Source organism: Endozoicomonas ascidiicola, from assembly GCF_001646945.1.
GTDB lineage: Bacteria > Pseudomonadota > Gammaproteobacteria > Pseudomonadales > Endozoicomonadaceae > Endozoicomonas > Endozoicomonas ascidiicola.
On sequence record NZ_LUTV01000009.1, the window covers coordinates 76,834 to 87,035 of the forward strand.

Annotated in this window: 10 protein-coding genes; 6 read left to right on the forward strand and 4 right to left on the reverse strand. The window is 45.8% G+C overall.

Annotated features, from left to right (window positions below):
* Positions 1 to 231: 231 nt before the first annotated feature.
* Positions 232 to 1,101, forward strand: coding sequence for a hypothetical protein (locus AKL11_RS21785; protein WP_067521962.1), 870 nt, complete (start codon positions 232 to 234; stop codon positions 1,099 to 1,101).
* Between the two features lie 78 nt (positions 1,102 to 1,179).
* On the opposite strand, the gene AKL11_RS21790 is transcribed toward AKL11_RS21785, so the two are convergent.
* Positions 1,180 to 1,770 carry an HNH endonuclease gene (locus AKL11_RS21790; RefSeq protein WP_245673470.1) on the reverse strand — a complete coding sequence of 197 codons (591 nt, stop codon included), beginning with the start codon at positions 1,768 to 1,770 and terminating at the stop codon, positions 1,180 to 1,182.
* A gap of 202 nt (positions 1,771 to 1,972) precedes the next feature.
* On the opposite strand from AKL11_RS21790, the gene AKL11_RS21795 reads away from it, so the two are divergent.
* Both AKL11_RS21795 and AKL11_RS21800 read left to right on the forward strand, forming a co-directional pair.
* Positions 1,973 to 3,025, forward strand: a complete 1,053-nt coding sequence (locus AKL11_RS21795) for an aldo/keto reductase (RefSeq protein ID WP_067521966.1) — start codon at positions 1,973 to 1,975, stop codon at positions 3,023 to 3,025.
* A 226-nt stretch (positions 3,026 to 3,251) separates the two neighbouring features.
* Positions 3,252 to 3,803, forward strand: a complete 552-nt coding sequence (locus tag AKL11_RS21800; protein ID WP_157673715.1) for a hypothetical protein — start codon at positions 3,252 to 3,254, stop codon at positions 3,801 to 3,803.
* Positions 3,804 to 3,980: 177 nt separating this feature from the next.
* Here the strand turns inward: AKL11_RS21800 and AKL11_RS21805 are convergent, their stop codons facing one another.
* Positions 3,981 to 4,454 carry an Lrp/AsnC family transcriptional regulator gene (locus AKL11_RS21805; protein WP_067521970.1) on the reverse strand — a complete coding sequence of 158 codons (474 nt, stop codon included), beginning with the start codon at positions 4,452 to 4,454 and terminating at the stop codon, positions 3,981 to 3,983.
* A gap of 173 nt (positions 4,455 to 4,627) precedes the next feature.
* Between AKL11_RS21805 and AKL11_RS21810 the strand changes: the two genes are divergently transcribed.
* Complete coding sequence (locus AKL11_RS21810) at positions 4,628 to 5,602, forward strand: hypothetical protein (protein ID WP_095210614.1); 975 nt, start codon at positions 4,628 to 4,630, stop codon at positions 5,600 to 5,602.
* Between the two features lie 204 nt (positions 5,603 to 5,806).
* Here AKL11_RS21810 and AKL11_RS21815 read toward each other — a convergent pair whose 3' ends face one another.
* Positions 5,807 to 6,697 (reverse strand): LysR family transcriptional regulator, encoded by an 891-nt coding sequence (locus AKL11_RS21815; protein ID WP_067522134.1) that lies wholly within the window; start codon positions 6,695 to 6,697, stop codon positions 5,807 to 5,809.
* Positions 6,698 to 6,817: 120 nt separating this feature from the next.
* Here AKL11_RS21815 and AKL11_RS21820 point away from each other — a divergent pair, with 120 nt between their 5' ends.
* Complete coding sequence (locus tag AKL11_RS21820; protein WP_067521972.1) at positions 6,818 to 7,363, forward strand: cytochrome b; 546 nt, start codon at positions 6,818 to 6,820, stop codon at positions 7,361 to 7,363.
* Positions 7,364 to 7,394: 31 nt separating this feature from the next.
* Positions 7,395 to 7,961, forward strand: a complete 567-nt coding sequence (locus AKL11_RS21825; protein ID WP_067521974.1) for a YceI family protein — start codon at positions 7,395 to 7,397, stop codon at positions 7,959 to 7,961.
* 37 nt (positions 7,962 to 7,998) lie between these two features.
* Here the strand turns inward: AKL11_RS21825 and AKL11_RS21830 are convergent, their stop codons facing one another.
* Complete coding sequence (locus AKL11_RS21830; protein WP_067521976.1) at positions 7,999 to 9,504, reverse strand: hypothetical protein; 1,506 nt, start codon at positions 9,502 to 9,504, stop codon at positions 7,999 to 8,001.
* Between the last annotated feature and the right edge of the window lie 698 nt (positions 9,505 to 10,202).

A 10,202-nucleotide genomic window follows, 5' to 3' on the forward strand; every position in this document is an offset into this window, starting at 1 on the left:
TGAGAAGTCCCATTTTTCAGTTCAATTTCGATATAATGTCTCTCTTCAGAGCTCAGGTGCTTAAAGGCCATCCGTGGCATCCTCTGTAGTGTTTAGTAGCTTTACAGAGTACACCTGAGTTCTGATTGAATTCAAAGGTGGCTCTGTAGCAACCCTGTGGTTACAGAGGTTATGCATTTATGATACGAATTCAGGCAAATTCAATCATGGTCTGGTTTTGTAAAAGACACGGTGGCCGACTCAGCCAACCCCCTAAAGTCAAAGCAACTAGGGGATTACTTCAATAGCTCCGCTTCACCTAAATCCTACAGATTTGATGGCAGAGGAAGAAGCTATCAGGTAACCATTGAAAGTGGCGTCAATAAAAAGCTGAAAGTCACGGTGTGCAATGAAGCAATAAAAAACTATTCGTTAGCGAAACGCGCAGTGACAGCCGTAAAGGATTTCTTTGTGCGTCTATTCACCAGGGATATGTCGGCATTTCAGACCTGCGCAAATCAACTGAAGCAGCGGGTTAAACAACAGATTCTTTCTGATTTTAGACGTGCGTATACAGAGAGTTTTAAGGCAAATTTGTGGAATATTAGCGCGGATGTAAATTTACAGGCAGTATCATCACTCTGTCAGGAAAAGAATAAAGCCGCAGCCTATAAAGTGGCTTTGTATGCATTTACGTATGGTCAATCTAACCATCAGATAAATAATTTTTTGGAGGCTTTTTATAATAAACTAGTCTCTCGGGCAAAGTTATCTGCCAATAATTCTGTTCAACGGGCAGAATATGAAAAACTGAAGGCAGATCTAAGCAGGGAGGAACTTTTTGAAAATGTTTGGAAACACAACCCAAATCAGAATCGCGCGCATAAGGTCGTTCACCAAGTTGCAACAGAAGTGGATTTTGTGGAGCATAGAATGGCCGCACGAGAGCATATTGAACACGCTAAGAAACATAACGCTAAAGCACAACACTTTGAACGATTGGCAACATATATTTCGACCAATAATAAAAACGCCATGATGGAATTATTTCCTGAGCAGAAACTGCAAGGCATGGTAATCGGTGCTCTGGAGGCGCAAAGTAAGATAGATCGCGTTTATTAAAAGACCTGCAACTAAACTTCACTGTGTGAAGTACAGCTTGACCCCGCTGGTAGAGTTCTGGCAGTTTCGTTTAAATAGCTAACTGCCCAGACCGGTACCGGACTCGCGGTTGCGACTCTTCCAGCGGCAATTCCTGGAAAATTGGCTGCTCAGGTAATCCTCTTGCTCCGGCAGGATTCGATTGCTGTTAATCAATGCCAGATACTCTGCCGCATTCGGCCGGTAGGGCAGGGCGATCAACGATAAGTTGATATGCTCAAGCAGATGATCACCTTTGTGCTGATTACAGCGTCGGCAGGCGGCCACTACATTCATCCAATTGTCTACACCGCCTTTTGACTTGGGAATAATGTGATCCCGCGTCAGCTCCCGGCGTTTATAATAGTGCCCGCAGTAGAGGCATTGATAGTTGTCTCTTTCAAACAGGGAGTAGTTACTGAGAGCAGGGTTGTTACGGGAGGGAAATAAGCGTTTGCCCCCGCAGGCAATAATGCTGGGCAGTTCAACCACGGTGCGATCGCCCAGTAAGCGGTTATAACCGCCGTGAATGCGATATATGATGTCGCCCAGGCTCCAATGGACGAGCTCTCTTGAATAAAGACAGACGGCTTCCTGCCAGGTGAGCCACTCAACGGGCTGTCCGGCAGTGTTCAGGCGTAGAATATACACGACAGAGATTCCTCTTATCATTCCCTGATTGTCATCACTCGTTTGCCAGGCGGGTGATACTCAAATTGTCGGCGTTCCGTTACCGACTTTTATAGTTTCAACTTAACACACTTTTTTTGCAGCAAAAAAGCAACCTGCGGTTTGATTATTCTTGGCGCTGTGTTTATCTATTAGAAAATCCATTGTGAACAGGAAGTGTGCTGTGAAAAAAGTCCGGCTGGGAACCAGTGATCTTGAGGTGTCTGAAGTCTGTCTTGGGTCCATGACCTGGGGCAAGCAAAATTCGTTAGATAATGCCTTTGAACAGATCGATTTTGCTCTGGATCAGGGCATTAACTTTATTGATACTGCCGAGATGTATCCGGTGCCCCCCCAACCGGAGCTGAGTGGCGATACTGAGCGGTATATTGGCAAATGGCTCAAGGCGAATCCGCAGAAGCGTGACGGATTAGTGATTGCCAGTAAAATGGTCGGAGCCGGGTTACCCTGGATTCGAGAAGGTCGCCCCATCAGTGGAGCCGACCTCAAAACCGCGTTGGAAGGTTCGCTGCAACGCTTGAATCTTGAATGTATTGACGTTTACCAATTGCACTGGCCAAACCGGACATCGCCGCATTTTGGTAAACACTGGCCCGGTATGGTGCCCCACACAACGGTGGACCGTGCACGCCAGGAAGAAGAGATGCTGGATATTCTCAACAGCCTGCAAACGTGTATCGATGAAGGAAAAATTAAGCACTTCGGTCTTTCCAATGACACGCCCTGGGGAATCGGGGAGTATGTCCGACTCAGTGAGAAACATCAGTTACCTCGCCCCGTGTCGGTTCAGAATGAATTCAATCTCATTCATGCTAAAGATTCCCCTTATGTGCTAGAGTCCTGCGTGTTGGAAGGACTGGCTTATTTGCCCTGGTCGCCACTGGCGGGTGGTGTTTTATCCGGTAAATACCGGAATGGACAAAAGCCGGAAGGTGCGCGATGGTCTCTCTCCCAGAGAAACGGTTTGTTCCGGGATCAGTCGCAAACCCATGAAGCCATCGAACACTATTTGCAGATTGCCGAGCGTCATCACATAACGTTGGCACAGCTGGCACTGTATTGGGTTTATCAAACAGAAGGCGTGACCTCAACTATTATTGGTGCGACCAGTCTGGATCAATTGAAAGAGAATATTGATGCCTATTACCTGAAACCGTCGGCAGATTTGATGGAGGAAGTGAATCAGGTGTTCAAAGCCTATCCTGCGCCGTTTTAACGACCTGTGAGGTTGTCGCAAAAGCCTTGGTTCCCATGCTTTGCGTGGGAACCCAAACTTCTAACTCTTTGAAAATTCGAGAGTATGCATTCCCACGCAAAGCATGGGAACGAGATATTTGGGGTTTTGCGACAACGTCCCGGTATGGGGTGACATTTTATACGTGACGTATGCAGTCTTGCTTTGTTAGTCTGAAAGAAACCACATTACAGGGAATGTAAACACCATGAAATGGATGACTACATTAATGATGGTTGCAGGGCTTGGCTGTATCATTTATAGCGGTTCTGTTTATATTCAATCCGGTGAGACGGTTTATGAGTTACCGGTGCAGAGTGTGGGGCGTGATCAGGGGCAGGTGGATTTAAGCCCAGATATGAATCCGATCAAAGTTATATTCCATACTCGCTTTCAAAGTCGCACCAAAACAGAAGCTGCCCGCTTTTATAGTTATGCGTATGAGATGAAAAACTCTTTGGGGCAGGTAGTTATCGCTTCCAAGAAAACAATGACCACTCGCAGAGACAAAAAGAATATTCCAGTCAACGAGTTTTCGAAAGAACGTAACCGAACCCATACCCTTGGAACTCTGTCTATTGAGGAAGCAGGCATTTATCGTTGGACACTGTTGCTAATGAATCATCAGTCCAATATTAATGAGGCCTATCTGGAAGTTCGAAAAAATGTTACGTCAGAGTTACCCATCACACTATGGCTTGGTTTATTGTTGTTTGGTGTGGGTATAGGCCTTGGATTTTTTGTTACGCGGCATAAGTAGTTGACCAAATGAAATCATATTTTCTGAGCAAGTGGCCTGCCACTCTGCAGCGTTACAACTCTGGTCACATAGCAACGGCTATGCTCCCGGCGTTATGCCTTGCATAGTAACTGTCCACTCACCCAGAAATATTCGATTCCATTTGCACAACTACTTAAGCTGACCAATCAATAAGGTTTACGTTTCACAGGGTTCTATGTTGATGGCGGTGGAATATTTAATGCGCCGAATTGACAGGGAGCTTTGAAATTTTCGGATATTCGAGTTTGATCGAAGCACGCGGTCTATAAAGTGCTCAAAGGCCAGAATGTCTCTGACGCACACGATCAGAATAAAATCATAGTTGCCGGTCGTCTGATAACATTGAGTCACTTCCGATGCATTTCGGATGGCTGCCTGAAACTGTTTGTAGATATCCTTTCGATCCCTCTCCATTTCTACCGACACCAGCATGGTCATCTTATTGTCTGACAGCTCAGGGTTAACCAGTGACACATCCTGACTGATAACGCCACTGTCTCTCAGTTGTTTGACGCGCTTCAGGCAAGCCGGTGGCGATAGCCCGACTTCTTCTGCCAGCTCAATATTCGGTATCCGGTTGTTTTCCTGTAGCAAAGTAAGAATGTTTCTATCGATACGGTCGAGTTTCATGGGGGGATCTGCCCAGTGTGTGATTTTGCATTATTAAAAATACAGGCGTAAAAAACGAGAAAAATTTCTTAAAGATTAGAAAATAAGAAATATTGATACTTATTATGATGGATTATTGAATTTTAGGTTTTTGGGCTTCAGTACAATAAGTAGAAAATCTTGAGTGCTAAAATATGGACATCCAAAAATTGATTGAACCCATTTACCGTCTGTTGCAGGACAGTGCTCGTGTAAGCTGGACACTTTTTCGAGTCATGATTCCCACACTGTTGGTGATAAAACTAACGGAGGAACTGGGCGGGATTACTTATTTAAGCCAGTTACTTGAGCCATTAATGTCTGCAGTGGGTTTGCCCAGTGAGCTTGGGATCGTCTGGGCAACCACATTGCTGGTCAATATTTTCAGTGGCTTGCTGGTTCTGGTGAATTTGAATATGGAGTTGAGTGTTGCTGAAGTCTCTATTCTTGGCAGCATGATGTTGATTGCACACTCCCTGCCCATTGAAGGCGCCATTGCTCGACAGGCCGGAGTTTCTCTCTGGTCAACCCTGCTGGTCAGAATCGCAGGGAGTTTTGTTTTTGGTTTCCTGTTGTTTCAGTTTTATCAGGTCACCGGTGCCTCACAGGAACCGGCATTCTCAGTACTTCAACAGGCGGCAGGTGTTGCTGATCCCAGTTTGTCTGGTTGGGCTATCGCCCAACTTAAAAACCTGGGCATGATTTATGTGACGATTACGGCGTTGTTGCTGATGTTGCGAATACTCAAGTTGTTGGGCATTGAAGCATTAATGGCCATGTTGCTGAGCCCTTTCCTGAAGGTACTCGGCATTAGTCGTGAAGCAACCAATTTGACCATGGTGGGCGTAACCCTGGGGCTTTCTTACGGTGGCGGCCTGCTGATTGAGGAGGCTCGAAAGGGGCATATACAACCCAGAGACATTTTCTGCTCAATCATGCTGCTGAATCTTCTGCACAGCCTGATCGAAGATACGATGTTGATTCTCCTGACCGGTGCGGACTTCACAGTAGTATTCTGGGGGCGCATTGTATTTTCGATTGTGTTTGTTGGCTTACTCTCGCTGTTTATCCGGTTAATGGTCACTGAAAGATATCAGCGATATTTTTATCGCTCTGTTGTGGATCAATAAATGCGCTGGTGTATGAAGAATTTGTCGCAAAAGCCCTGGTTCCCATGCTTTTATGCCCTTTGGGTATTGCGTGGGAACCCATACATCTATCTCTCTGAAAATTAAGAGGTATGCATTCCCACGCGGAGCATGGGAACGAGGTTTCTGGAGTTTTGCGACACCCTCTGAAGTGCCGGATTGGCTACTATTGGCTGGCTGGCAACTTTATTTGATCAGCCCGGGTACAGCTTTCATCAGGAAATCCTGAAACGCTTTGATGCGAATGCTGTCTTTTAAATCCTTGTGATACACCAGCCACATGGGGGAAGCTTCCAGCTCCAGCCCAAAGTCCACACGATGAACAGATCCCTGAGTCTGGTTCAGCCGATTCAGTGATTCAAAAGGGCCAATGCCCATTCCGTGCAACACAGCATAATAAATATCGCTGAAGCTGTTACTTTTGAAAACAATGTGCTCCGGTTCCAAACGATCATACAGCGCTTTAATACCGGGAATGTGTCGTTTTCCTCCAGCCGGCAGAACCCAGCGATGTCGCGTTACCTCTTCCATCGTTTGCGGCAGGCCAAAACGTTCAGCGTAGCTGCCTGATGCGTAGTAACTGAGGGAGACCTGCGTCAATGGTTTGGCAATAAGGTCCGGTTCCGTTAATGAGGATCCCACTCTTAGAGCAGCATGAATATCGCCACGATTAAGGGTAAGGATCTCGTCGGTGGCGACTACCTCAATCTGAATGTTTGGATATTGTTGTTGAAACTCAGCAACCAGTGGCACCAAAAATTGTGAGAAATCAGAGACGGTAGAAATGCGCAGCGTTCCTGAAGGCGAATCTCCCATCATGGTCAGGCTGGATTGCAACAGTTGCATCTCTGCTGCAACCGACTTTCCCTTTTCCAATAATTGATGCCCGACTTCGGTCAGGCGATAACCGCGCTGGTGGCGAATAAACAAACGTTGCCCGAGCTGATTTTCCAGCTGTTTGACCCGGCGCATCACGGTTGAGTGAGTCATTTCCAGTTGCAGGCCTGCCGCACTTAGGCTACCAGTGTCGGCTACTGCCAGTGCAATACGGATGTCATCCCAGTTCAGGTTTTTCATTGCGTGATCCAAACACATTTTTATCTGTGCATTTTTGCACATTTGTTGTTGAGATAAAGCTATTTCTTACACAACTGACTAGCGGTATTGTAGTGTCATTAATGCACTCTGGTGACAGTGATGGCACAGTTTAAAAATAATACAGAAGGCTATGGTTGGATCAGTATCGCCTTTCACTGGTTGATGGGGCTGACCATTTTTGGCCTTTTCGGACTGGGCTTATATATGGTGGAACTCACCTATTACGATGCCTGGTACAAAGGTTCTCTTGATCTTCATAAGGGCATTGGCATCCTGCTGGCGATAGTTTGGGTGGCGAGATTGGTCTGGAAACTGCTGAACCCAACGCCGAAACCGCTGGGTAATAAGCTCTGGGAACATAAAGTGGCGCACCTGGTTCACGGTGCATTGTACCTGTTCATGCTGTCGCTGTTTGTCAGCGGCTATTTGATATCGACAGCCGATGGACGTTCTATTGATGTCTTCGGTGTGTTCGAAGTGCCTGCCAGTTTGATGATGGACAATCAGGAAGATATTGCGGGCATGATTCACTGGTGGCTTGCATTGAGTTTGATGGTGCTGGTGGGCTTACACGCCGCCGCTGCCATTAAACATCATGTGATTGATAAAGACCGTACGTTGATGCGGATGTTTAAAACCGATTAAAGAAAAACAACGGAAATAAAAAGGAAACACAATGAAAAAAATAATGCTGGCTCTGGGATTAATGGCCTCTGCAACTCTGGCTCAGGCTGCCACCTATAATATTGATACCCGTGGCGCTCACGCTTTTGTGCAATTCAAGATCAAACATTTAGGCTATAGCTGGTTGCTGGGTCGCTTTAACACGTTTGATGGTCAGTTTGAATACGATGCCAGCGCGCCGGAAAAATCGTCTGTCTTTGTTGAGATTGATACGGCCAGTATCGACTCTAACCATGCGGAGCGTGACAAGCACCTGAAAGGTTCCGACTTCCTGAATGTCTCCAAGTTCCCTAAATCCACCTTCAAGAGCACCGGCTTTGAAGCCACTGGCGAAAGTGGAGGTATTATCTCAGGGCAATTCACGTTGCACGGCGTCACCAAAGATATCAGTTTTCCGGTGAGCGTTATTGGTGAAGGCAGTGATCCGTGGGGTGGCTATCGTGCAGGCTTTGCCGGTACAACTACATTGAAACTGGCTGATTACGGTATTGATTATAACCTTGGTCCAGCGTCTACTCATGTGGATATTGAGCTGCACATTGAAGGGGTTCGTCGGTAAAACAGTTCGAAATAGCCTGATCATAAATGTCTTATGATCAGGCCTTCGCCATCAAAGCTGCATTCGCTTTTGCCTTATTTTTTCTTTCCTGATCAATCATTGCAAAAGAGCTGTAGCAGTGAAGGGTTGGATGATAGCCTCCCTTGGCTTGATATGTTTTGAAGTCGGCTATTAGCTTGTCCAGGTTTTTAAAGCGGTTATCTTGAACAATGCGATCATTTAACTCAGTGATGGAACCATCCTTTCTTCGAACCAGTGCCCAGTGGTGCCCACCAACTGGAGAAGGATTCACTTTATCAACGGTGAAGGCAATATCCGCACCGGGTGCTTTCAGTTTTTGGAATGCTTCATCATAGTACACACCATACGGGTTAGCACTGAGCTCAACCGGGATATTAAAAAGCGATTGAGGAAATGAATTATCCAATTCCTTACCTTTTACGTTGGGGTAGGGCAGTGATGTGGGAGTTGTTGTATCACTTGAAAGGTGTTGTTGGTAAAACTTATACCATCGATTTGCTTTATCCAGCTCTTCTTTGGCAGGGCTATCCGGGTTCTTCAATGTGAGTGATTGTTGTCTAAGCAAACCAAAGGCCATTACATAAAATACGAAAAATTGATTGTGAATCTGACACTGAATTTGAGAAATATAAGAGCATTGTAAACCGGGGTTGACAATACCCTTGAAGGGCAGTTCTTCAGTAAGGGTATTAGGTGATCTGAGAGCTGCGGACATGGTTTTCTGCATGGTTTGCAATAGGGTCAAGTCATCATGGAGTTGTTTCGCTGTTGGGTTGATGTAGTTTTGCAGTTGCGTTCTGTAAAGGGCAAACCTGCTCTTTACTGATTCACGCAGTTTATCGTGGTTCTCAAGGTAGTCTGGAATCGTTATGTTATCGATTTCAGTATCAATGCCGTCTAAAAGCTCAGCTATTTTATGCCTTAAATCGTGAACTGCAGGTAGCGGCCTGATGGTTGTAGGGAACACTGCATTTTTTTTGATTTTCTGAGGCAAATCTTTTCGGGCACCACTGTCAGGTTGAGTTGGTTTATCTGGCTGTGGAGCGTTTATAGGAGCTGAAGTTGGTAATGATTTTTTGTCCTGCCGGGCGCTGTCCGCAGTAATAGTGGGATGCTCTATTCTTTCTGGTTTCCGTTGTTCAAGCTCGATAGCTGGGTCGTGATTCAATGGCCTTTTTCGTGTTTCTGGTGCATTTCCACTATTTGTAGAAACAGCGCCGTCCTGTGGCTTGTTAACCTGGTGGTTGGGTTGATGGACCACTGGCGCAACTGGTGCTGTGGTGATTTGCCTGCTGTGCAGTGTTTTGAATAAGAATTGCCCTGCCAGTGTAGTCGTATTTCCATGTTGTCTAAGGTAGCCGTTGGCTTCAGCTATCTCTACTTTATACAGGCCTAAAACACCGGCAAAAAAAGCAGTTGCAGTACAGAAAAGCCTTATTGGTACAAACCTGTCTACATTGATATTCCAAGAAAAAGATGCGGCTACTTGAGCACTTAAAGATACATTGACCTGGTTTGACATAGTGCCTTCCTCGTAGAGCCTTTGTGACCCAAAACGGAGCTATTGACTTTATTGTAGAAACGGTGAGTTATTGGTCATTCTAACGTTCATTTGGTTCCATTGGACTGACAATTTCTGTTAGCAGCGCTAACAATATTACCTGAACCTCACAAATGTGCGGGTAAAATGTGCGGGTAAAATGGAGATGCACTCCATTCACTCTGCTTTAGCCTGTGCTCTTAGGGTAGAGATTAAGTCCCTATCCACTGTCATTGCTATGGGAGGCGCAGTTCGGGGAGCCGTAGTAGCTATGTGACCGAAAATGCAACGCTGCAGAGAGGCTGTCCAATAAGTCAGCAAACACCGGGTTTTTGAGTGTGTCGCTAAACAGGTTTTTTTATTAACTCTTCATGGGGGTGCTGTCGCATTCTAGTATGAGTTTTTGAGACCCTAGAAAATTCGCAATCAGGGCATCAAGATTAGTAAATCTACGCGATGTTCGACTTTTAAACTGACCTGAAAAAGGCATGACTGACCTACTTTTCTGCTATTAAAAACAGTGGATACAAAGGAGGAAACCAGCCATGCCCGTTGAACAGTTTATCACTACTGTCTTCTGCCTGATCGACGATTTAATCAAAGAACTCGTTCCATTACCTCTGAGAAGCCGCGGTTATCCACCAAAGCTTTCAGATAGTGAAGTGATCACCATGGAGGTC